Genomic DNA, 23,210 nt, shown 5'->3' with positions numbered 1-23,210 from the left:
AGGCAGGCCGCGAATGCGTCGGCGGCGTATGCCGCGGGCGCCAGCGAGATGAGAGCGCTGCCGGCCAGGGCGCAGCTCAGCGCGCGCAGCGGGCGGGCCCGCAATGTCTTGATGGAGTTGTCGATGCTCATGTCGTCCAGTCAACCGGCCTGCAGCGCGGCAAGCTCGGCGTCGTCGAATCCGGCGGCGCGGCGCGCCTCCAGGTTGAAGGGGCCGCGCAGGCGGGGCGCCTCGTAGCGCTGCGCCAGTTCGGCGTAGCAGGCCACGGGATTCTTGCCCATCTGCGCGCACAGGTGCTTGTACCAATGGTTGCCGATGGCCACGTGGCCGATCTCGTCGGCCAGGATGATGTCGACGATAGCCGCGCTGTCCGCGTCCCCTGCTCCCGCCAGCTTGGCGCGGATTGCGGGAGAAGCGTCCAGGCCTCGCGCTTCCAGCGTGCGCGGCACCAAGGCCAGGCGGGCCAGCAGATCAGCCCGCGTGCGTTGCGCCATGTCCCACAAGCCGTTGTGGGCGGGGAAGTCGCCATAGGCGTGGCCCATGGCGGCCAGTCGCTGCCTGAGCAGATCGAAGTGATAGGCCTCTTCGCGCGCCACGCGCAGCCAGTCACGGTAGAAGGTTTCCGGCATGCCGGCAAAGCGCCAGATCACGTCCAAGGCCAGATTGATGGCATTGAACTCGATGTGAGCCAACGCGTGCAGCAGCGCCGCGCGCCCTTCCTGCGTGGCCATGGAGCGGTGCTTGACCTGGGCCGGGGCGACCAGTTGCGGCAACGGCGGGCGGCCCGGCAACCCGGCCGTGGGCACGAATACCCGTGCGCAGTCCAGCGCCGCGTCATCTGAAATGGCGCGTACCGCCGCCAGCTTGTCCTGCCAGGCCGTGGCGGCCAGGGCCGCCAGCGCCTGCCCGCGCAGGCAATCCTGGGCGTGCCCGACCGCGACGGGCGTCGTATTGCTGTCCATATGCTTCTCTGTGCCAGGCGGCCTCGCGCCCGCCCGAAATCCCGTGAAAGCGCTGGGGCCGCAAGCCTCGCGCATACCCGGAGACTTTATCATTCACCCATGGATTCCCTGCGCCTGACCATAGAGACCGACCTGTCCCGCATCGACGCCCAGCAATGGGACGCGTTGGCAGGAGACCAGCCCTTCCTGCGCCATGCGTTCCTGTGCGCGCTGCACGAAACCGGCTGCGCCGAACCCCAGACCGGCTGGGCGCCGCATTACCTGGCGTTGTGGCGCGACGGCGCGCTGGCCGCGGCCACGCCGCTCTACCTGAAGTCGCATTCGCGCGGCGAGTATGTGTTCGACTACGCCTGGGCCGACGCCTTCCAGCGTCATGGGCTGCGCTACTACCCCAAGCTGCTCTCGGCCATTCCCTTCACGCCGGTGACCGGACCCAGGCTGCTGGCAGGCAACGATGAAGACCGCGCCACGCTGGTGCGCGGGCTGATCGCCTTCGCCGAAGAGATCAAGGTCTCCTCGCTGCATCTGCTGTTCCCTACGGACACCGACATGCAGGCGCTGCGCGAGGCCGGCTTCATGATCCGCGAAAGCGTGCAGTTCCACTGGACCAATCCGGGATACGCGGACTTCGATGCCTTTCTGGCCACGATGAGCCACGACAAGCGCAAGAAGATCCGCCAGGACCGCAAGAAGGTCGCGGCTGCCGGACTCTCGTACCGCTGGCTGCGCGGCGCCGGGATCGGCGCGGCCGAGCTGGACTTCTTCTATGAATGCTATTGCCGCACCTACTTCAGCCATGGCAATCCGCCCTACCTGAGCCACGAATTTTTCCGCCGCGCGCAGCGCGAACAGCCCGAGGCCTTTGTGCTGATCCTGGCGGAGCGCGACGGCCAGCCAGTGGCGGCGGCGCTGAACCTGGCTGGCGGCGACGCGCTATATGGCCGCTACTGGGGCGCGACCGAATACGTGCCGGGCTTGCATTTCGAGACCTGCTACATGCAGTCCATCGCCTATTGCATCGCCCACGGCATCGCCCGCTTCGAGGGTGGCGCGCAAGGCGAGCACAAGATGGCGCGCGGGCTGCTGCCCACGCCCACGTGGTCGGCGCATTGGGTCGCGCATCCCGGTTTCGCGGATGTGATCCAGAACTTCCTGGATGAAGAAACGGCGGCCGTGACCGACTATCTGGGAGAGCTGGAAAGCCACTCCCCGTTCAAGCGGCCGCGGGAAGGCTGAGGCCCAGGGCCTGTGAACAGGCCCTAGAGGAAGCGGTCCAGCAGCTTGCGGCTGTGCTTGTCCAGCGACTGGATATCGCGCACCAGATAAAAGATGCCGTGACTGTCGGCGATCAGCAGGGTCTGCGGACTCAGGCGCCGGATGTCCTCTTCGCCACGCAGCGTGAACGACGTCGGGCCGCGGTCGGTATCGACCTGCCAGGTGCTCGGGGTGGCAAAGGTGGAGACGCTGGCCAGCTTGCGGATCTCGGGCATGAACTCCCGGCTCGCCAGCTCTTCCTCGATCAGCGCGCGCTGCGCGGCCGGCACGTCGGACAGGTGTTCGATCCAGAGCAGCTCATGTCCGTCAACCGTCACCAGCGACAGGCCGCGGCCCGGCTCGCTGATGGGAAAGGCGCGCACGGGCAGCACCCCTTCATGGGTCTCGCCATTGGCCGACTGGAATTCAAGACGACCGAAGGCATTGCGGCGCAGCTGAAAAGACGGCAAGGTCATGACGATAATTCCGGTTCCGCGTCAGGCCACGGCGGCCATGTCTTCGCTGCCCGACGCCTGCGCGTCGGCCTCGGCCTGGCGCGCCTGCGCCTGGTACAGGCGGTAGTAGGCGCCCTCGCGGGCCATCAGTTCTTCGTGCGGCCCCTGCTCCACGATCTGGCCGCGGTCCAGCACCACCAGGCGGTCCGCCTTGCGCAAGGTGCTCAGGCGGTGGGCGATGGCGATCGTGGTGCGACCGCGCACCAGATTGTCCAGCGCCTTCTGGATTTCCTTTTCGGTGGTGGTGTCCACCGACGAGGTGGCCTCGTCCAGGATCAGGATGCGCGGATCGATCAGCAGCGCCCGCGCGATCGAGATGCGCTGGCGCTCGCCGCCGGACAGGGCCTGGCCGCGCTCGCCGACCAGCGAGTCGTAGCCGTGCGGCAGCCGCAGGATGAATTCATGCGCATGCGCGGCGCGCGCCGCGGCTACGATCTCGTCGCGGGTGGCGTCCGGCTTGCCGTAGGCGATGTTCTCGGCGATGGTGCCGAAGAACAGGAACGGCTCCTGCAGCACCAGCCCGATGTTGCGCCGGTAGTCCGCCACGCGCACCGACCGGATGTCGGCGCCATCGACCAGCACCGCCCCTTCGGACACGTCATAGAAGCGACAGATCAGGTTGATCAGCGTGCTCTTGCCCGAACCGCTGTGGCCCACCAGGCCGATCATTTCGCCCGGGGCGATGGCCAGGTTCAACCCGCGGATGACCTGGCGGTTGCCGTAGCGGAAACCCACGTCGCGCAATTCGATGCGGCCGTTAATGTGCGGCAGCTTGGCCGGATTCTGCGGTTCCGGCACGCTGGACACGTGGTCCAGGATGTCGAAGATGCGCTTGGCGCCGGCTGCGGCCTTCTGCGTCACCGAGACGATGCGGCTCATCGAATCCAGGCGCATGTAGAAGCGGCCGATGTAGGCCAGGAAGGCGGCCAGCACGCCAACGGTGATCTGCTTCTGCGACACCTGCCAGATGCCGAAGATCCACACCACCAGCAGCCCCACTTCGGTGAGCAGCGTGACGGTGGGCGAGAACAGCGACCAGGTGGTGTTCACGCGGTCGTTGACTTCCAGGTTGCGGTTGTTGGCTTCGCGGAAACGCGCAACTTCACGCTTTTCCTGCGCGAAAGCCTTGACCACGCGGATGCCAGGTATGGTGTCGGCCAGGACGTTGGTGATTTCCGACCAGATGCGGTCGACCTTTTCGAAGCCATGGCGCAGGCGATCGCGCACCGCGTGGATCATCCAGATGATGAACGGCAGCGGCACCAGCGTGACCAGCGCCAGCCACGGATTGATGGACACCAGGATAACCGCGGTCATGACGATCATCAGGATGTCGTTGGCGAAATCCAGCAAGTGCAGCGACAGGAACACGCAGATTCGGTCGGTCTCGCTGCCGATGCGGGAGATCAGGTCGCCCGTGCGCTTGCCGCCGAAATACTCCAGCGACAGCTGCTGCAGGTGCTCATAAGTCGTGGTGCGCAGGTCGGCGCCGATGCGTTCGCTGACCCAGGCCAGGATGTAGGTGCGGGCCCAGCCCAGGCCCCAGGCCAGGAACGCCGAGGCCAGCAGCCCGCCCAGGTAGAGGCGGACCTTGTCGTAGTCGATGGGCGCGCCGTTCTGGAACGGAATCAGCACGTCGTCCATCAGCGGCATGGTCAGGTACGGCGGCACCAGGGTGGCGGCCGTGCCCAGCAGCGTCAGCACGAAACCCGCCAGCAGCGGGCCGCGGTAGGGCCGGGCAAAGCGCCACAGGCGCAGCAACGCCCAGGTGGACGACGGCGCCGCCTGCTCCTGGTTGCAGGTCGGGCATTCTTCCTCGCCCGCCGGGATGACGTTATTACAGATGGTGCAGGTGCGTTCCGCCAGTTCCTCGACCTGATGGCCGGACAAACGGATGGCCTGCTGGGTCTCGAATTGAGCCAGCAGGCGCAGCGCTTCCGGATTGCGCGCCAGCGTGAAACGCCAGACGCCCAGGCGGGAGTCGTCGTCGTGCAATTCCAGCAGTGCGGCGCCGGCGTGGTCGGTCAGGCTGAGCTTTAATTGGGGGCCATATGCCCAGGATTCCCAACGCGGTTCGTCGGAATGGCGGGCCAGCAGCCGGCGATCGGTGGCGGCGATCAGCCCCGGGCGGAACTTCAGGCGCTGATCCAGGTCTATTTCAACCCAGGCCAACAAGGTTTCGCCATCCGCCAATTCGGTGCTGATTTCATCGCGCCAGCGGGCAGGAAAGGCTTCGGCAAGGCCGGAAAGCAGGTTTGGTTTTTTCATTGGAACGCATACCGGGCCAGGACTCTGCCCTACTAGGCGGCAACCGGTTCGCTACCAGGACTGGCGGCAAACGTGTCCCTTCCTTACAACATAACGATTTCACGCCTTGAAGGCGTCGTATAGTAGCAGCCGATTTTTCTAATTAGGAATATCTGGGATCCCCCACTCGTTGGCATTATTCTAAAGGCGCAACCCCAATAAATTCGCGGTCTTGCATAGGGGCGTCCGCGCGTGCCAACCTGCTTCTCTCGTAAATTAAAACATGAAAAAGAAAGACATTGAATTTCTCGATGTCGTGGCTTTGCGCGGCCCGAACATTTGGACGTACCGCCCGGTACTCGAAGCGTGGGTGGATATCGGCGAACTGGAGGACTACCCCTCCAACACCATTCCCGGCTTTTACGAGCGCCTGACGGAATGGCTGCCGACCCTGATCGAACACCGCTGCAGTCCGGGAGTCCGGGGCGGCTTTCTGTCGCGCCTGAAGGAAGGCACCTGGCCTGGCCACATTCTTGAACATGTCACCCTGGAACTGCAGAACCTGGCCGGCTTGCGCGGCGGTTTCGGCAAGGCCCGGGAAACCTCCACCCGCGGCGTCTACAAGGTCGTGGTGCGCGCCTGGCAGGAACAGGTCACCCGCACCGCCCTGAACGAAGCCCGCGACCTGGTCATGGCCGCCATCGAGGACCGTCCCTTCGACGTGCCCGCCGCCATCGCCAAGCTGCGCAGCCTGATCGACAAGCACTGTCTCGGCCCCAGCACCGCCTGCATCGTGGATGCCGCCGACGACCGCGACATCCCCTACATCCGCCTGTTCGAGGGCAACCTGGTGCAGTTCGGCTACGGCTCGGCCCAGCGCCGCATCTGGACGGCCGAGACCGACCGCACCAGCGCCATCGCCGAAGGCATTTCGCGCGACAAGGACCTGACCAAGGAACTGCTGTCGACCTGCGGCGTGCCCGTACCCGAAGGCCGTCTCGTACGCAGCGAGGACGACGCCTGGGAAGCGGCCGAGGACATCGGCCTGCCGGTGGTCGTGAAACCCTATGACGGCAACCATGGCCGCGGCGTGTTCACCAACCTGACGACGCGCGAGGAAGTGGTGTCGGCCTACCGCGTGGCCGTGGACGAAGGCAGCGGCGTGATCGTCGAACGCTTCGTGCTGGGCAACGAACACCGCCTGCTGGTCGTCGGCGACCGCATGGTGGCCGCCGCCGCCGGCGAACCGGCCTGGGTGACGGGCGACGGCAAGTCCACCATCACCGAACTCATCGACGGTCAGATCAATACCGATCCGCGCCGCGGCCGCACCGAGAACCACCCGCTGAACCCGGTGCGCCTCGATTCCGCCGCGCGGCTGGAAATCGCCCGCCAGGGCCTGACGGAAGACAGCGTTCCGCCCGAAGGCCAGCGCGTGCTGGTGCAGCGCAGCGGCAACGTCGCCTTCGACGTCACCGATCGGGTGCATCCCAGCGTCGCCGCCACCGTGACGCTGGCCGCGCGCATCGTCGGCCTGGACATCGCCGGCGTCGACCTGGTGGCGGAAGACATCTCCCGCCCGCTGGAAGAACAGCGCGGCGCCATCGTCGAAGTCAACGCCGGCCCCGGCCTGCTGATGCACCTGAAGCCGGCCGACGGCACGCCGCGTCCCGTGGGCCGCGCCATCGTCGACCATCTGTTCCCCGAAGGCGATGCGGGACGTATTCCCATCGTGGGCGTGACCGGCACCAATGGCAAGACCGTGGTGGCGCGCCTGGTGGCCCGCCTGCTGAGCCTGTCCGGCAAGCGCACCGGCCTGGCCTGCAGCGAAGGCCTCTACCTGGACCGCCGCCTGGTGCAAAAAGGCGACCGCGCCGATTTCGCATCGGGCACGCGCCTGCTGATGAACCGCAACCTGGACGCCGCCGTCATCGAGAACGACAGCGGCGTGATCCTGGGCCAGGGCCTGGCCTATGACCGCTGCCTGGTGGGCGTGGTCACCAACATCGACGACGCCGACCATCTTGGCGACTTCGACATCAACGAAACGGAGCGCATGTTCAATGTGTTCCGCACGCAGGTGGACGTGGTGCTGCCAGGCGGCGCCGCCGTGCTGAACGCACGCGATCCGCGCGTGGTCGAAATGGCCGAGCTGTCGGATGGCGCGGTGATCTTCTTCGGCATCGATCCCGCCCTGCCCGCCATCGCCGCCCATCTGCAGCAGGACGGCCGCGCCGTGTTCGTGCGCGACGGCGGCATCGTGCTGGCGCAAGGCAGCCGCGAGGAACGCCTGGCCGCCGTGGCCGCGATCCCGCTGACGCATGGCGGACGCGTCGCCTTCCAGATCGAAAACGTGCTGGCCGCGGTGGGCGCGGCCTGGGCGCTGGACATCCCCGTGGAGCTGATCCGCGCCGGCATCGAAACCTTCGATATCGACCAGGCCGACGCCCCCTGGCAGTTCACGCTGTTCGAACGCAACGGCAGCACCGTGGTGGTCGACGACGTGCACAACGCCTCGGCGCTGCGCCCCCTGATCGCCGCCATCGACCAGTTTCCGTCGACCACGCGCGCCGCCGTCTATTCGGCTGGCGCCGACCGCCGCGACGCGGACCTGATCGAACAGGGCAAGCTGCTGGGCGACGCCTTCGACCGCGTGGTGCTCTACGACGACCTGACCGTGCGCAGCAAGCGTCCCGAAGGCGAGGCGCGCGCGCTGCTGCGCCAGGGCCTGGCGCAAGGCGCCCGCGTCAAGGACATCCAGGAAGAGCCCGACCACGGCAAGGCCATCCAGAGCCAGCTCGACAGCATCGCCGCAGGCGACTTCGTCCTGCTGCAGTCCGACGAAGCCTTCTCCGGTCCCACCATCGACCTGGTCCGCCGCTGGATTCAGCAATACTGACAATATCTGCGCGCGCCCTCGCATTAGCGGGCGCGCGCGTGAGCTAGACAGGAATACCTGCCATGGAAGTTTCCCGTATCCGAGCACTGCGCGGCCCCAATCTGTGGAGCAAGAACACCGCGATCGAGGCCATCGTTTCCTGCGCCGACGCCGAATGCTCCATCGACAACCTGCCTGACTTCGAAGCGCGCCTGCGCGCGCGGCTGCCCCAGACCGGGCTGCTGCGTCCGGAAGGCCATCAGGGCTCGGTCTCCATCGCTCACGTGCTGCAGATCGTCGCGCTGACGATGCAGGCGCACGCCGGCTGCCCCGTCACGTTCGGCCGCACCGCCTCCACCATCGAGCCCGGCGTGTTCCAGGTGGTGGTCGAGTACAGCGAGGAAGAAGTCGGCAAGCTGGCGATGGAACTGGCGCAAGTGCTGGTGCGCGCCGCGCTGGACGACACGCCCTTCGACCTCGCCGACGCCCTCAAGCGCCTGCGCGACCTGGACGAAGACGTGCGCCTCGGACCCAGCACCGGCTCCATCGTCAATGCCGCCACCGCGCGCAATATCCCTTATCGCCGCCTGACCCAGGGCAGCATGGTGCAGTTCGGCTGGGGCAGCAAGCAGCGCCGCATCCAGGCCGCCGAAACCGACCTGACCAGCGCCATCTCCGAGTCCATCGCGCAGGACAAGGACCTGACCAAGATGCTGCTGGACGCCGCCGGCGTGCCGGTGCCGATGGGCCGCTCGGTGACCACCGCCGAGGAAGCCTGGGCCGCGGCCGAGGAACTGGGCGGACCGGTCGTGGTCAAGCCGCGCGACGGCAGCCAGGGCCGCGGCGTCGCCGTCAACATCGAAACCCGCGAACGGGTGATCCAGGCCTTTGAAGTGGCCGAGGAGATCAGCTCAGAAGTCATCGTCGAACGCTACATCCCGGGCCACGATTTCCGCCTGCTGGTGGTCGGTGGCGCACTGGTCGCGGCCTCGCGCCGCGATCCGCCGCAGGTCACGGGCGACGGCGTGCAGACCATCCGCCAATTGGTGGACCAGGTCAACGCGGACCCGCTGCGCGGCGATGGCCACGCAACTTCCCTGACCAAGATCCGCTTCGACGACATCGCCCTGGCCACGCTCAAGAAGCAAGGCTTCGAGGCCGACTCCGTGCCGCCATCCGGCACCCTGATCTTCCTGCGCAACAACGCCAACCTCAGCACCGGCGGCTCAGCCACCGACGTGACCGACGAAGTGCATCCGGAGATGGCCGCGCGTGCGGTATCGGCGGCCCGCATGATCGGACTGGACATCTGCGGGGTGGACGTGGTGGCCGAAAGCGTGCTCTACCCGCTGGAAGACCAGCATGGCGGCGTGGTGGAAGTGAACGCCGCGCCTGGCCTGCGCATGCACCTGAACCCGTCCTTCGGCAAGGGCCGCGCCGTGGGCGAAGCCATCATCTCCAACATGTACGCGGATGGTGACGACGGCCGCATCCCGGTCGTGGCCGTGGCCGGCACCAACGGCAAGACCACCACCGTGCGCCTGACCGCCCACATCCTGGGCGCCGCCGGCAACCGCGTCGGCATGACCAACTCCGACGGCGTCTACGTCGACAACCTGCGCATCGACACCGGCGATTGCAGCGGCCCGCGCAGCGCCCGCAGCGTGCTCATGCACCCGGACGTGGACGCGGCCGTGTTCGAAACCGCGCGCGGCGGCATCCTGCGCGAAGGCCTGGCCTTCGACCGCTGCAACGTGGCCATCGTCACCAACATCGGCATGGGCGACCACCTGGGCCTGGGCTACATCAGCACGGTCGAGGACCTGGCCGTGGTCAAGCGCGTGATCGTGCAGCACGTGCATCCCTCGGGCACCGCGGTGCTGAACGCGGCCGACCCCATCGTGGCCGAAATGGCCGCGAGCTGCCCGGGCTCGATCACCTACTTCGCCGAAGACCGCAACCATCCCGTGCTGGCCACGCACCGCGCGCAAGGGCTGCGTTGCGTGTACCGCGACGGCGACGCCATCGTGACCGCGCAGCAAGGCACCGAAGAGACCCGCTACCCGCTGGCCGCCATCCCGCTGACGCGCAACGGCACCATCACCTTCCAGGTCGAAAACGCCATGGCGTCGATCGCCGCCGCCTGGGCCCTGGGCCTGGACACGGACATCATCCGCCGCGGCCTGGCCACCTTCGTCAATGACGCCCAAACCGCGCCCGGACGCTTCAACGTGTTCGACTACCGCGGCGCCACGGTGATCGCGGACTACGGCCATAACCCCGATGCCATCCTGGCCCTGGTGCGCGCGGTGGACGCCATGCCCGCCAAGCGGCGTTCCGTGGTCATCAGCGGCGCGGGCGACCGGCGCGATGAAGACATCCGGATGCAGACCGAGATCCTCGGCGACGCCTTCGACGACGTGCTGCTCTACCAGGACCAATGCCAACGCGGCCGCGCCGATGGCGAAGTGCTGGCCCTGTTGCAGCAGGGCCTGGTCAATGCCAGCCGCAGCAAGCATGTCGAGGAAATCCACGGCGAGTTTCTCGCCATCGACACGGCCCTTGCGCGTCTGGGCGCCGGCGACCTGTGCCTGATCCTGGTCGATCAGGTGGAAGACGCGCTGGATCACATCGCGCGCCGCATCGCGCAAGCCTGAGCCCTTCGCGGCTCCTGAAGTAGAAACGGGGCGCCCTGAGGCGCCCCGTTCGCATTTTGCGCCAGCGCGCCGATCAACTGCTGGACGACGCGACGGGCGCGGCAGCCTGGTACCTGTCCGTCACGTGCGTGCATCCCATCGCCGCCATCGCGGCCAGCGTCAGCAAGATAACGCTGCAAAGTCGTTGCGTCATGCGGGTTCCTCTTCCTTTTCTGCGGCCGAACGTGGTTGCCGGTTCCGCCATGACTATACCGTCCCGTCCTCCCGCAGACCAGCCGCGGACCACTCTGCCTGCGCCCGCAAATCCGGTTACCAGCCCCACTCAAAAGAGGACAAGACATTGCCGAAATGTAACTGCCACATATAGTGCGCCTGCAATCTCCTTCCGCCGGAAACCGGGCCATTTTGCTGACGCCACGCCGTTACATTTACCCACAGCCAGGTTTGACGATCATGCCGCAGGCTCGTACGGTAAGTGCATGGCCTGAACGGCAATCTTTTGAACCGGCAGGCCCTAGCTGATCAGTGTCCCACTCAACCGCGACAGCCCGGTTTACAGGCCGCAAACCGGATGGCGCTAGCAACAGGAGAGGTCACCATGAACAACGACATCATCGCTGGCAAGTGGAAGCAACTGGCAGGCAAGGCCAAGGCCGCCTGGGGTGAGCTCACCGACGACGAGCTGACCCGCACCGAAGGCAACGCCGAACGTCTGGCGGGCCTGATCCAGGAGCGTTACGGCAAGACCAAGGAACAGGCTGAGAAGGAAGTCCGCGACTTTTTCGACCGCAATCCCTGATCCGGCCAACCACCAGGAGAAGCTGACATGCTGCACTACGCCGTAGTTTTCTTCGTCATCGCCATCATCGCGGCTGTCCTGGGCTTCGGCGGCATCGCCGCCGGCGCTGCCGGTATCGCCAAGATCCTGTTCTTCGTCTTCCTGGTATTGGCGCTGCTGTCCATCCTCGGCGGCGCATTCCGCAAGAAATAGAACTCGCACCCAAGACATTACGCAATCCCCGCGTCCCGACGCGCTGAACCACTAACAAGGAGCATGACTATGGAATTCCGCAAGCTGATCGCCGCCGCTGCACTGGGCACGGGCGCCGTCTTCACTTCCATGGCTTTTGCCGCCGATGACGGCAAGCCGAAACAGTCCGTGGGTGAATACGCGTCCGACGCCACCGTGACCACCAAGGTCAAGGCCGCCATCGTGGCCGACAAGCAGTTGAGCGCGCTGGACATTGCCGTGGAAACCAATGCGGGCGTCACCAAACTGACGGGTACCGTGGGCACCGCGGCAGAAGCCGATCACGCCGCCACCGTGGCGCGCGGCGTCGAGGGCGTCAAGCAGGTGATGAACAACATCAAGGTCGACCCGGCCAAGAACAAGAAGTAAGCCCTGGGGGCTATTCAAGCCCTTTCCTGAAAAACAAGGCGGCGCCCGTGTCGAACACGGGCGCCGCCTTGTTTTGGACCGCCCATCGGATGGCGGCCTCGGACCTCAGATGTCGACCACGCCCCGGCCTATCTCCAGCGCGCGGCCGCCGACCTGGATCCGCCCGTCGGCATGGACGTCCAGCAGCAACCGGCAAGGCCTGCCCATCTGGTCGCCCTGCTCCACCAGGATGCTGGCGGGCAAGGGATGCTTTTGATGCCGCAGCCAGCCGCCCAGATTGGCGCAGGCCGAACCCGTGCCGGCATCCTCGTTCACGCCACCGCCTGCCTTGGCGTAGAAGTAGCGCGCCACCACGACCTGCCGGCCGTCCTGCTGGCGACCGTCGTCGAAGGCGAAGGCGTACATGACCTTGCGGCCCAGGCTGTTGGCCTGCCAGCGGTCCAGCCGGGAGGCGTCGGGCGCGACGCGGCGCACGGCTGCCACAGTGGCGAGCGGCACCAGCAACTGGTCGGCGCCCGTGTCCATCCAGATCGGATCGCCCAACAGGTCGTTGGCTTCCAGGCCCAGCAAGCTGGCGATCTGGGCGCGCTCCAGCACAGGCGCGGCGGTACGCACACCGTCCGGACACGGCGCGGTAAAGGTCCAGGCATCGCCGCGCGCCGTCACCGGCACCACGCCGGCGGCGAACTCCAGGGTCAGTTCATCGCCGGTCTGCTGCAAATCCCGCACGACCTGCGAGGTTCCGATCGTGGGATGGCCCGCGAACTTCATCTCGAAGCCCGGCGTAAAGATGCGCACCCGCGCCGCCGCCTTGTCCGACGGCAGGATGAAGGTCGTTTCGGACAGATTGAACTGCGCCGCCAGGTTCAGCATGGTGGCGTCGTCCATGCCGCGCGCGTCTTCGAACACGCAAAGCTGGTTGCCGCTGAAGGTGGAAGAAGCGAAGACGTTGAGCAGGCGGAAAGCGTAGGAGGCCATGGCGGTAGCGATAGTTGAAAGAGTTGCGCCGGCCTTGGCCGGCGCAATGCCCCACTTTATCGCAAGCCCAGGGCGCGAGCTACCAGACCGCGAAGAACAGCACCCAGGCCAGGCAGAACGGCGCCAGGCCAGCCGCCAGCACCAGCCAGGCCAGACCCTTGCGCCAGACGCTCGCCATGCGCGGCTTCAGCAGCCGCGCGTAAAGGCGCAGTGTCCACAGCACTGCCAGGCTCAGCAGCGTGAAGCGCACGGGCGCGGCCCAGGCGGCTTGCATCCCTTCGTGCTTGAGCAGGTTGACGGTGGTCGCCGACAAGCCCAGGAACACGCCGATGCCGGCGGAAGGAATCAAGGCCTGCGCCAGCTTGTGCAGGCCAGGACGGCCCCAGCGCGTCACGGGTTCGCCCGGCACAGGCGCGGCGGGCGCCAGGCGGTCGGCGATCCACAGCGACAGGAAGGAGGCCCCGCCGACACAGATCGTGGCCCCGACGACGAACATCAGGATGCCCGCGCCGTCCAGCCACGAGAAGCTGTCGTTCACTTCCGGGTAATGCGTCAGGACGAACCAGGGCGCGTTGTCCAGCAGCGGCCACATGATGTCGTGTTCGACCAGCCAGGTCGCGGCCCACTGCTTGGCAGTCACGTACCAGGGGCTGGCGCTCCAGAGGAAGGCGCCGATGGCGATACCCATCAGGCCGAAGCACAGCAACGCCGTCTGCCACGGATCGCCGTGGGTGACATGCACGATCTCTTCTTCGGGCGAACGCGGCGTCAGCGAGATCGCGCCGCGATAGCCGCTGCAGCGTCCGCAGACATGGCAATCGCCCGCGCCTTTCATGTGGCGCAGCGGCACCAGCGGCGCACAGTTGATGGGTTCGATGCGGATGACCGGATGGCGCCACTTCTCTTCGTCGACCTTGAAGTGCCAGGGCGCCAGCTTGGCCAGCAGATTGAACACGCCATTGACCGGGCACAGGTACTTGCACCACACGCGCTTGCTGCGGCCGTAGCGCCAGCCGACGATCATGGCCGCCACGGTGGACCCGCCCAGCACCGCCAGCACCGCCAGCGGATACTGGTACACGCTGACCAGTTGGCCGTACACGGTCGTCAGCGCGAATGCGACGAAGGGCCAGCCGCCCCAGCGCATCCATTTGGGGATCGCACGCCCCTGGCCGCGCTCGCTGGCCCATTCGGTCAGCATGCCCTCCGGACAGAGCCAACCGCACCAGGCCCGGCCCAGGATGGGCATGGAGATGAGCACGAACGGCCACCATACGCCCCAGAACGCGAACTGCGCGACGATGGTCAGGTTGTTGAACACCGAGGCCGCGTTGTCCGGCAAGGGCAGGATCGCAGGCACGATCAAAAGGAACGCGTACATCGCAACAATGCCCCACTGCAGCTTGCGCAACAGCGGGGCATGGTCACGGAGGAAGTCGGCGATACGGGAGGTCGCCCTCCCGAGTGCAGCTGCCATGGTCAAACCTTCAAGTATTCAGTCCAGCAACGGTCGGGTTCAGGAAGTGCTGCGGGCGGCGGCAGCAACGCCCGCGGGCTTGCCTCCCACCCAGCGCAGCAGCGCCCACACGATGATCCAGTAAGCCACCCACAACAGCACCGAACTCAGCGCGGGCAGCGCGCGGTAGCCGGCGAAGTCGGCCAGGACCTTGCCCACGCCGGTGCTGTCGCTCAAGAGCCAGGAGCTGTCCCAGACCGGATCCACGATGGTCGGCAAGACGTCCAGTGAAATCAGGTGATCCAGGCCGCCCACCAGCAGCGAGCCGGCCAGCAGCAGCAACAGGATTTCGGTCACGCGGAAGAAACGGCGCCAGGTGATGAGCTTGCCGCCCAACTGCAGCAGCCAGAACGTCAACAGCGCCACGACGAAACCGGCCACGCCGGCCAGCGCCAGCATCAACATGTTGCTGCCGCCCTCGCCCGCCGACACGGTGCCATACAGGAACACGACGGTTTCGCTGCCTTCGCGCGCCACGGCGATCGCCACCAGCACGAACAAGCCCCACCAGTTGTCGCTGGCGACGGAAGCCCGCGCACCGCCTTCGAGTTCGCCCTTGAGCGTGCGGCCGTGCTTCTTCATCCAGACGACCATCTGCACCACCAGCGCGCACGCGGCAAGCGACATGATGGCCTGGAACCATTCCTGGCCTTCGTCGCTGAGCCAGGTGGACACGCCCAGCAACACCAGCGCGAGCGCCACGGCCAGTGCCAGGCCCGCGGCAACCCCGCCCCACAAATAAGTCAGGCCGCGCTTGCCTTCGGGTGTGGAGCGCAGCCAGGTGTACAGGATGCCCACCACCAGCATGGCTTCGACGCTTTCGCGCCAGACGATGAAAAGTACCTGTTCCATATAGTGCTACCGCGTCATTCCTTGGGCTTGACGACCAAAGTGCCTTTCACGCTCTGGTGAAAATCGTCGAAAAAGGGATACTCGCCGGGGCGCGAAATGGTGATCACGACGAAGGACTTCACGCCCGGTCCCAGGACTTTTTCCTTGCGTAGCGGAATGCTTTCGAATTCCACCGGCTCGTTGCTCTCGTTGATGAGCTCGATCTTGAAGCGGCCCGCCGGCACTTCCAGCGTGGCGGGCTCGAACGTGCCGTCCGGCTTGAACCTCAGCGTGAACGTGGGCAGTTCGTCAGCCTGCGCGGGCGCCCCGCCGGCCAGGCCGGCCAGGCCGATCAGCAATGCGGCGGCAAGGCGTAGCAGGCTGCGCACGATCAGTAACCGCCCTTCTTGCCGGTGCCGGCGTAGACGAATTCATATTCCAGGTCAAAGGGTTCGAACCACGGACCCACGCCGGTTTCCTTGTCGACGTGGCGGCCGAAGTGGCTCATCTTGTCCGCGGTCGGCGGCAGCACCGTGTACTTCAGCTTGTACTTGCCCGGGCCTTCAAGTTTGACGTTCTCGCCATAGTGCGGGCCGTCGTTGGCAACCATGGGCATGAAGGTGCCTTTCTGCACGTTCTGGCTGCCGACCTTCTGGATTTCGTACTTCACGACCAGGTAAGGCACCCACTCGCCTTCGGGGAAGCCCGTCTTGTTGCCGGCGGTGGCGTGGATGTCGGCTTCGAGGTGCACATCCGAATCCTTGGCCGGGCGCATCATCCCGGGGGGGTCCATTTCAATCGGCTGCAGATACACCGCGCCGATTTCCATGCCGCCCTTTTCCACCGGTTTGCCGATGGGGTATTCAGCCGCGTTCGCGGCGGAAACGCTCAGAGCGACAATGGCCAGGGCCAAGGCTTTCTTGATCATGTGCATAATCCTTGAAACACAAATGGGACATCGGTTCCTAAAATACAAACAAGAACCGTTTTCATTAATGTAACTAAATCAACTGACAGAACCCTGAACCTGGCGCCAGGAAAATCTGCGGATGATTGCGTTTGATCAAGCGGTGAAAGCGGTCCGGCTCGCCTCTTCAGCGCCCGGAAAACCTGAACTGTGCCGACGGCTGGAAGGCCCGCGTGACGTCACCGGCATACGGGTGGCGCAGGTCCGACTCCAGGCCCAGCCCCAGATTGGCGCTCAGGCCCGCTTCGTTCACGCCGGGCCAGTGCGCAGGGATGAAAAAACACCCCAAGAACCGGACCGCTATCCGGCTTTTGGGGTGCTGATCGATGAGGCCGCGCCTGGCGCGGCCCCGCCGTTACTTGCGTCCGGGGCCTTGCGTGCCGCCGGGCGTGAACGGGAAGGTCGAGAACATGGCGCGCGTCTGATCCTGCATCTGGTCCTGCATCTGCACGAACAGATTCTTGCTCTGGTCGATGTAGTTGTTCATCATGTTCTGCAGCATGGGCGTCTGCACGTTCATGAACTGCGCCCAGGCCTCGGGACCGAACTGGCTGCCGTACAGGCCCTTGGACTGTTCCGCCATGCGCTGCTGGATTTCGATGAAGGCCTGGATGTTCTTTTCCAGGTAGGAACCCATGATGCCCTGCATGGCATGGCCGTAGAAACGGATGATCTGCGAAAGCATGTTCGACGAGAACATCGGCATGCCGCCGCTTTCCTCTTCGAGAATGATCTGCAGGAGGATGCTGCGCGTCAGGTCTTCGCTGCTCTTGGCATCGACGACCTGGAATTCTTCATTGGCCAGGACCAGTTGCTTGACATCTGCCAGGGTGATGTAGGTGCTGGTCCGGGTGTCGTACAGACGACGGTTGGGGTACTTTTTAATCAGGCGCAGGCTGGCGCCGGTTTGTGCTTGCGTCATGGTTGTCCCCGGATCGGGCGATCTCTAAGGCTTCGGATAGGGTTAGTGTAATCCGGAGGGCCCTCTCCCCGAGGCCCTCCGGTACCGACGGGCCGCCCGCTGGCGGCCCGATGCGTCAGCCCATGTGCAGGCCGCCGTTGAGCGAGAAGTCCGCGCCCGTTGAAAAGCCGGACTCATCCGAGGCCAGCCACGCCGTCATGGAAGCGATTTCCTCCGGCGTGCCAAGGCGGCGCACCGGAATCGTGGCGACGATTTTTTCCAGCACGTCGGGACGGATGGCGCGAACCATGTCCGTGCCGATGTAGCCGGGCGAAATCGTATTGACCGTGACGCCCTTGCTGGCCACTTCCTGGGCCAGCGCCATGGTGAAGCCATGGATGCCGGCCTTGGCCGTGGAATAGTTGGTCTGGCCGAACTGCCCCTTCTGCCCGTTGACCGAGCTGATGTTGATGATGCGGCCCCACTGCCGCTCGACCATGCCTTCGATGACCTGCTTGGTCACATTGAACAGGCTGTTCAGGTTGGTGTCGATGACCGCGCGCCAATCGTCGGCGCTCATCTTGCGGAACAGGCCGTCACGCGTGATGCCCGCGTTGTTGACCAGCACGTCGACCTGGCCCAGGTCCTTCGTGACCCGCTCGAACGCCTCTACCGTGGAGTCCCAGTCGGACACATTGCCCACGGACGCGTAGAACGTATAGCCCTGCGCTGCCTGCTCGTCCAGCCATTGCTGGTAATTGCGGCTGGGGCCGCAACCTGCCACCACGCGAAAGCCTTCCTTGGCCAAGCGCTGGCAAATAGAGGTGCCGATCCCGCCCATCCCGCCTGTTACGTAAGCCAGTTTTCCGCTCATTGGACTTCCTCCTGTGTGCGACGGACGCCTCGTTAATTAACCTTCTTCTATCCGGGCCTAACCGCTGATCGCGGTTTCAGGCTGCCCGGACTTTCACATACCTGCCAGGAGCCGGCTCTATCGGCCGGTACTTGGCATTGCCTAACTTTGTTCGCGCCTTGACCTGCTTGCCCGAATGGCCCGACAGCCAGCCAGCCCAGTCGGGCCACCAACTACCCGGCGTCTCGACGGCCTGCGCGAACCATGTGTTCGGATCGCCAGGCAGATGATGGCCGGACTGTTCGAGCTTGTCAGCCGCCCAGTAGCTGCGGCGCTTCTTGGCCGGAGGATTCACCACGCCGGCGATGTGGCCGGACGCCCCCAGCACGAAGCGTTGCGGCCCGCGCAGCACCTGGGTGGAGGCATAGGCCGAGACCCAGGGCACGATATGGTCCTCGCGCGACCCGAAGATGTACGCCGGCATTTCCAGCCGCGTCAGGTCCAGCGGCATGCCCGCGGCTTGCGCGCGGCCCGGCACCTTGAGATTGTTCTCCAGGTAGGTATTGCGGAAATACCAGGAGAAGAACGGTCCGGGCAGATTGGTGCTGTCGCCATTCCAGAACAGCAGGTCGAACGGGGGCGGCTTCTGGCCTTTCAGGTAGTTGCCGACCACGTAGTTCCAGACCAGCTCATTGGGCCGCAGGAACGAGAAAGTGGTGGCGAGGTCGCGCCCCGGCATCAGTCCGCCGTTGCCCAGTTGGTGATCGCGCAGCAGCGCGTGCGCCTCGTCGACGAAGACGTTCAGGACCCCGGTATCGTGGAAATCGAGCAGCGAGGTCAGCAGGGTCAACGACGCCACGGGGTGCTCGCCGCGCGCCTCGGCCAAGGCCAGCGCGGAGGCCAGCATCGTGCCGCCCACGCAGAAGCCCAAGGCATTGACTTGCGGCTGCTTGGTGATGTCGCTGGCCACGCGCAGCGCCTGCAGTACCGCGTCGTCCAGATAATCGGACCAGGTCGCGCGGTCCACGCCATCGGTATCGCTGGACACCGGATTGCGCCAGGAAATAAGGAACACCGTGTAGCCCTGGTCCACCGCGTGCCGCACGAAGGAATTCTCGGGCTGCAGGTCCAGGATGTAGAACTTGTTGATGTTCGGCGGCACGATGACCAGCGGCCGCTCGTGCACGGTAGCCGTCGACGGCGCGTACTGGATGAGCTGGAACAGCTGGTTTTCAAACACCACTTCGCCTGGAGTCACGGCGACGTTGCGGCCGATCTCGAACTGCGATTCGTCCGTCTGCGTGATGCGGCCTTTCTTGACGTCGCCCAGCAGATTGGCCAGCCCTTCGTTGAGCGCGCGTCCGGCGCTTTCGACGATGGATTGCTGGGCATCCGGGTTCAGCGCCAGGAAGTTCGACGGCGACAGCGCGTCGACCCACTGCATGATGGAAAAGCGCAGGCGGTCGCGCATGGGCTCGCTGACCTGAGCCGCATCGACCATGCGCGACATGGCGCGGGCCGACAGCAGGTAGGTGTGCGCCAGCAACAGGTGCGAATGATTGGAGGCCCAGGCGTCGCCGGAAAAGCGGCGGTCAGGCGGCGGCGCAAGCGCGCCACGGCGGGCGTCATCGCAAAGGCGCTGCCACTCGCGGGAGAATTCGGCCTGAATGTCGGCCAGGACTTCCGGTGCCACGCTCACCGGAATGGGCCCTGCGGAGAGATTGGCATTCACTTCGACACCTTGTTATCGAAACTACGCGATTGATGTTGCATTCCGGGTTCGGGGCTGTCAATGCGGGTATACAAGGAGGCCTGACAGGGTACGTCGCAAGCCCGGCCGCGGGCCTTGCGCCAGATCAAACCCCGCCGAGCCAGGCCAGCAGAGCCATGCGTCCGGTTTCGCCGTCGCGACGGTACGAAAAGAATTGGTCCGCCCCGGCCACCGTGCACATCCCGCTCAAGGAGACATCTTGTACTCCGGCGCGGCGCAGGCGGAAATCGGCCAAGCCGGCGAGATCGGCCAGCCATTTTCCGGAGAGTCCGGGTCGCGGCGTGAAGTAGCGCAAGGTCGCGGGATCATCCTTGGAGAAGGCGTCCAGCACATCCTGGCCGACCTCGAACGCCTGCGCGCCAATGCCCGGCCCGACCCAGGCGCGCCAGCCCGCAGCTTGCGGCGCCTTGGCGCGCATGGCCGCCAATGTATGTTCCAGCACGCCGCCCGACAGGCCGCGCCAGCCGGCATGCGCCGCGCCCAGCACCGTGCCTTGCGCATCGGCGATGACCACCGGCAAGCAATCGGCCACCATGACGGCCAGCACGCGGCCGGGCCGCGCCGTGACGCTGGCGTCGACCGCCGGCTCTTCCGGTAGGTCCGTCTTATCGGCATCCACGACTTCGCTGCCGTGGACCTGGCGCAGCCACAAGGGTTCGGCGGGCAACGCGGCGCGCACCCGGCGCCGGTTTTCAGCGACCGTGTCCGGATCGTCTCCGGCGCGGCGGCCCAGATTCAAGGTGTCGTGCGGCGCAACGCCGACGCCCCCTGCCCGGGTCGTGCAGAAATAGTTCACGCCCGCCCAATCGGGGCCTGCCACTACCGGCAGGCCAGCCACTACGCGTTCCATGCGATCTCTTCCTGGACCAAGCTCATGTCGGAAGGCACGGCCGCGGCGAACTCGACTTCACCGCGGCCGCCCGGATCTTCGAAATGCAGCGCGCGCGCATGCAGCATCTGCCGCTGCGCGCCCGCAATGTTCTTGCCGCCGTAGAGCGTATCGGCCAGGAGCGGATGCCCGAGGCTGGCCATGTGCACGCGGATCTGGTGGGTGCGGCCGGTTTCCAGGCGGCACACCACTTCGGTGACGCGGCCGCCGGGATCCGCTACGCCGCGGCGGGCGGGCGCGTAATGGGTAATCGCTGGCTTGGGCGCCACCGGGCGCTCCACGCTCATGCGCACCGGCACGCGCGAATCACGGCCGATGGGACGGTCGACCTTGCCGGCCGCGGCCAGCCAGCCATGGGCCAGCGCCACGTACTCGCGGCCCATGCTGCGTGCCTGCAACTGGCGCACCAGATGCGTCTGGGCGGTTTCGTTGCGTGCCACGACCATCAGGCCGGACGTGTCCTTGTCCAGGCGATGCACGATGCCGGCGCGCGCCACCGTGGCCAGTTCGGGATAGCGGTGCAGCAGGCCGTTGAGCAGCGTGCCGCTCCAGTTGCCGGCGCCAGGGTGCGTGACCAGGCCTGCGGGCTTGTTCACAACAATCCAGTCGGGGCTCTCGTCGACCACGGTGAACTCGACCGGTTCGGGCGCGAAGGCCTGGGTTTCAGGCGCAGGCTGGGGCCAGACGGTGAATTCATCGCCAGGACCGACCGTCTGGCGCACCTTGCCGGGCTTGCCGTTCACGTGGACGTTGCCGGCCTCGATCCAGCCCTGCAGCCGGCCGCGGGAATGTTCAGGCAGCAGCCCCGCCAGCACCTTGTCCAACCGGTCGGCGCGGGTGCCGGAAGGCACTGTTACAAATTGCGGTCCCCCCCGGGGATTTTCTTCGGAAATACCCAGGAGTTCGTCGTCGGAAACGAGATCTGCGCCGGAGGCTGTATCAGACATGGAGACAAATCATATAATCAGCCTTGCATGCTAACACCAAGGATACGATTCTCGTGATTCACCACTCCGCAGCTCCCTCGAATCCCGCCTCCCGAAGCGGGCCGGTCTTGCGCGTGGTTATCGCGCTGCTCGCCGTGATGGTCATCGCCGGTTGCGGCTCGACCAACAGCAAGTATGACAAGACCACCAACTGGAGCGCCGAACAGCTCTACGCGGACGCCAAGGCGGAAATGTCGTCGGGCGGCTGGAAAGAAGCGCGCGAGCGGCTGACCGCGATCGAAAGCCGCTATCCCTTCGGCGTCTACGCGCAGCAAGCCCTGCTCGAGCTTGCCTACGTCAACTGGAAGGACGGCGAAAACGAGCAGGCCCTGGCCGCCATCGACCGCTTCCAGCAGCTCTACCCCAACCACCCCGGGACCGATTACGCCCTCTACCTGAAGGGCCTGATCAACTTCACCCCGGCCAGCGCCTTCATGAGCAACATCACGGGCCAGGATCCCGCCGAACGCGATCCCAAGGGCCTGCGCGCGTCCTACGACGCGTTCAACGAGCTGATCAAGCGCTACCCGGACAGCAAGTACACGGTGGATGCCGAGAAGCGCGTCGCCTGGCTGGTCAACACCATCGCCATGAACGAAGTGCACGTCGCCCGCTACTACTATGAGCGCGGCGCCTACGTGGCCGCGGCCAACCGCGCGCAAACCGTCATCACCGACTTCGAAGGCGCCCCCGCCACCGAGGAAGCGCTCTACCTGATGGTCGAGTCCTACGACAAGCTCGGCATGACCGAACTGAAGAACGACTCGCAGCGCGTGTACGACAAGAACTTCCCCAACAGCGAGTTCAAGACCAAGGGCCTGAAGGCCGACAAGAGCTGGTGGAACCCGTTCAACTGACGCACCGTTCCCCATGCCAAGAAAGCCCCTGCCATGCAGGGGCTTTTTTCATGGCGGCGCGCCGCGACGCAGGGCCTGCGGCGGCTGCCCGTAGATGCGGATGAAGGCGCGGCGCATGCGTTCTGTATCGCCGAAGCCGACCCGGCGAGCGATGGCGTCCATGCCAGCCTCGCCCTCCTCGACCAGTTCGCGGGCGGCCTCGGCGCGCACGCGCTCGACCGCCTTGGCCGGGGTCTGGCCTGTTTCGAGTTTGAACTGGCGGCAGAACTGGCGCGGACTCAGGCAGGCCACATCGGCCAGACGCTCGATATCCAGCACTTCGTCCAGGTGCTGGCCCACATGGGCCAGCACCTCGCGCATGCGCCCGCTGGCCGGCGCCAGGTCCTGCAGGGCCGAGAACTGCGATTGCCCGCCCGTGCGCCGGTGATAGACCACCATCTCGCGGGCAGTGGCGCGGGCAACTGCCTCGCCGTGGTCCGCCTGCACCATGGCCAGCGCGAGATCGATGCCCGCCGTGATGCCCGCCGAGGTCCAGACCGTGTGGTCCTCGACATAGATGCGATCCGCCTCTACCGCCAGGGCAGGATGGCGCTGCTGCAGTTCGGCGGCATGGCGCCAGTGGGTCGTCACCCGGCGCCCTTGCAGGATGCCCGCCTGTGCCAGCACGAAGGCGCCGGTGCAGACGCTGGCCACGCGCCGTCCGCGCGCATGGGCACCGCGCAGATAGGCCAGCATGGCCGGCGCCGCCT

General features: G+C 65.8%; 22 protein-coding genes. 7 read left to right on the top strand and 15 right to left on the bottom strand.

Annotated elements, in window-relative coordinates:
- Positions 1 to 140 precede the first annotated feature (140 nt).
- A complete protein-coding gene (locus VIR09_RS25080; protein WP_332015308.1) occupies positions 141 to 962 on the bottom strand; it encodes a ferritin-like domain-containing protein in 822 nt (273 codons plus the stop codon).
- 99 nt (positions 963 to 1,061) lie between these two features.
- Here VIR09_RS25080 and VIR09_RS25075 point away from each other — a divergent pair, with 99 nt between their 5' ends.
- Positions 1,062 to 2,198, top strand: a complete 1,137-nt coding sequence (locus tag VIR09_RS25075; RefSeq protein ID WP_332015307.1) for a GNAT family N-acetyltransferase — start codon at positions 1,062 to 1,064, stop codon at positions 2,196 to 2,198.
- Positions 2,199 to 2,221: 23 nt separating this feature from the next.
- Here the strand turns inward: VIR09_RS25075 and VIR09_RS25070 are convergent, their stop codons facing one another.
- Both VIR09_RS25070 and VIR09_RS25065 read right to left on the bottom strand, forming a co-directional pair.
- Positions 2,222 to 2,692, bottom strand: coding sequence for a DUF1854 domain-containing protein (locus VIR09_RS25070; protein ID WP_332015306.1), 471 nt, complete (start codon positions 2,690 to 2,692; stop codon positions 2,222 to 2,224).
- Positions 2,693 to 2,713: 21 nt separating this feature from the next.
- Positions 2,714 to 4,999, bottom strand: a complete 2,286-nt coding sequence (locus VIR09_RS25065; RefSeq protein ID WP_332015305.1) for an ABC transporter ATP-binding protein — start codon at positions 4,997 to 4,999, stop codon at positions 2,714 to 2,716.
- A 262-nt stretch (positions 5,000 to 5,261) separates the two neighbouring features.
- Between VIR09_RS25065 and cphA (VIR09_RS25060) the strand changes: the two genes are divergently transcribed.
- The 5 genes from cphA (VIR09_RS25060) to VIR09_RS25040 all read left to right on the top strand — a co-directional run bounded on the left by cphA (VIR09_RS25060) (position 5,262) and on the right by VIR09_RS25040 (position 11,912).
- Entirely contained in the window at positions 5,262 to 7,877 is a 2,616-nt protein-coding gene (gene cphA, locus VIR09_RS25060) for a cyanophycin synthetase (RefSeq protein ID WP_332015304.1), read from the top strand.
- Positions 7,878 to 7,939: 62 nt separating this feature from the next.
- Positions 7,940 to 10,513 carry a cyanophycin synthetase gene (gene cphA, locus VIR09_RS25055; protein WP_332015303.1) on the top strand — a complete coding sequence of 858 codons (2,574 nt, stop codon included), beginning with the start codon at positions 7,940 to 7,942 and terminating at the stop codon, positions 10,511 to 10,513.
- Positions 10,514 to 11,111: 598 nt separating this feature from the next.
- Complete coding sequence (locus VIR09_RS25050) at positions 11,112 to 11,312, top strand: CsbD family protein (RefSeq protein ID WP_013392353.1); 201 nt, start codon at positions 11,112 to 11,114, stop codon at positions 11,310 to 11,312.
- A gap of 27 nt (positions 11,313 to 11,339) precedes the next feature.
- Positions 11,340 to 11,504 (top strand): DUF1328 domain-containing protein, encoded by a 165-nt coding sequence (locus VIR09_RS25045; RefSeq protein ID WP_006389411.1) that lies wholly within the window; start codon positions 11,340 to 11,342, stop codon positions 11,502 to 11,504.
- A 69-nt stretch (positions 11,505 to 11,573) separates the two neighbouring features.
- Positions 11,574 to 11,912 (top strand): BON domain-containing protein, encoded by a 339-nt coding sequence (locus VIR09_RS25040; protein ID WP_013392352.1) that lies wholly within the window; start codon positions 11,574 to 11,576, stop codon positions 11,910 to 11,912.
- Between the two features lie 105 nt (positions 11,913 to 12,017).
- Here the strand turns inward: VIR09_RS25040 and VIR09_RS25035 are convergent, their stop codons facing one another.
- From VIR09_RS25035 to VIR09_RS24985, 11 genes are all read right to left on the bottom strand, one after another.
- Complete coding sequence (locus VIR09_RS25035) at positions 12,018 to 12,890, bottom strand: PhzF family phenazine biosynthesis protein (RefSeq protein WP_332015302.1); 873 nt, start codon at positions 12,888 to 12,890, stop codon at positions 12,018 to 12,020.
- 79 nt (positions 12,891 to 12,969) lie between these two features.
- Positions 12,970 to 14,367 (bottom strand): 4Fe-4S binding protein, encoded by a 1,398-nt coding sequence (locus VIR09_RS25030; RefSeq protein WP_332015301.1) that lies wholly within the window; start codon positions 14,365 to 14,367, stop codon positions 12,970 to 12,972.
- 39 nt (positions 14,368 to 14,406) lie between these two features.
- On the bottom strand, positions 14,407 to 15,258 hold the full coding sequence (locus VIR09_RS25025; protein WP_332015300.1) for an FTR1 family iron permease: 852 nt from the start codon (positions 15,256 to 15,258) through the stop codon (positions 14,407 to 14,409).
- 14 nt (positions 15,259 to 15,272) lie between these two features.
- Positions 15,273 to 15,626, bottom strand: a complete 354-nt coding sequence (locus VIR09_RS25020; protein ID WP_207472920.1) for a cupredoxin domain-containing protein — start codon at positions 15,624 to 15,626, stop codon at positions 15,273 to 15,275.
- Between the two features lie 2 nt (positions 15,627 to 15,628).
- Entirely contained in the window at positions 15,629 to 16,165 is a 537-nt protein-coding gene (locus VIR09_RS25015; protein ID WP_042792482.1) for an iron transporter, read from the bottom strand.
- A gap of 166 nt (positions 16,166 to 16,331) precedes the next feature.
- The gene (locus VIR09_RS25010) at positions 16,332 to 16,457 is read right to left on the bottom strand and encodes a hypothetical protein (protein ID WP_332015299.1); all 126 of its coding nucleotides are present in this window, start codon (positions 16,455 to 16,457) and stop codon (positions 16,332 to 16,334) included.
- A 102-nt stretch (positions 16,458 to 16,559) separates the two neighbouring features.
- Entirely contained in the window at positions 16,560 to 17,126 is a 567-nt protein-coding gene (gene phaR, locus VIR09_RS25005; protein ID WP_332015298.1) for a polyhydroxyalkanoate synthesis repressor PhaR, read from the bottom strand.
- A 115-nt stretch (positions 17,127 to 17,241) separates the two neighbouring features.
- On the bottom strand, positions 17,242 to 17,979 hold the full coding sequence (phbB, locus tag VIR09_RS25000) for an acetoacetyl-CoA reductase (protein WP_332015297.1): 738 nt from the start codon (positions 17,977 to 17,979) through the stop codon (positions 17,242 to 17,244).
- Between the two features lie 76 nt (positions 17,980 to 18,055).
- Complete coding sequence (gene phaC / locus VIR09_RS24995) at positions 18,056 to 19,690, bottom strand: class I poly(R)-hydroxyalkanoic acid synthase (RefSeq protein ID WP_332015296.1); 1,635 nt, start codon at positions 19,688 to 19,690, stop codon at positions 18,056 to 18,058.
- A 124-nt stretch (positions 19,691 to 19,814) separates the two neighbouring features.
- Complete coding sequence (gene pgeF, locus VIR09_RS24990; RefSeq protein ID WP_332015294.1) at positions 19,815 to 20,579, bottom strand: peptidoglycan editing factor PgeF; 765 nt, start codon at positions 20,577 to 20,579, stop codon at positions 19,815 to 19,817.
- Complete coding sequence (locus VIR09_RS24985) at positions 20,567 to 21,565, bottom strand: RluA family pseudouridine synthase (protein ID WP_332015293.1); 999 nt, start codon at positions 21,563 to 21,565, stop codon at positions 20,567 to 20,569. Before VIR09_RS24985 ends, pgeF begins: the two co-directional genes overlap by 13 nt.
- A gap of 137 nt (positions 21,566 to 21,702) precedes the next feature.
- On the opposite strand from VIR09_RS24985, the gene VIR09_RS24980 reads away from it, so the two are divergent.
- Positions 21,703 to 22,461 carry an outer membrane protein assembly factor BamD gene (locus tag VIR09_RS24980; RefSeq protein WP_332015309.1) on the top strand — a complete coding sequence of 253 codons (759 nt, stop codon included), beginning with the start codon at positions 21,703 to 21,705 and terminating at the stop codon, positions 22,459 to 22,461.
- 48 nt (positions 22,462 to 22,509) lie between these two features.
- On the opposite strand, the gene VIR09_RS24975 is transcribed toward VIR09_RS24980, so the two are convergent.
- Positions 22,510 to 23,210 (bottom strand): GlxA family transcriptional regulator (locus tag VIR09_RS24975; RefSeq protein WP_332015292.1); only part of this gene is annotated, 701 nt, incomplete at its 5' end.

It is taken from the genome of Achromobacter sp., assembly GCF_036567245.1.
Taxonomy (GTDB): domain Bacteria; phylum Pseudomonadota; class Gammaproteobacteria; order Burkholderiales; family Burkholderiaceae_B; genus Achromobacter.
This window is presented reverse-complemented; position numbering and strand designations above follow the sequence as displayed.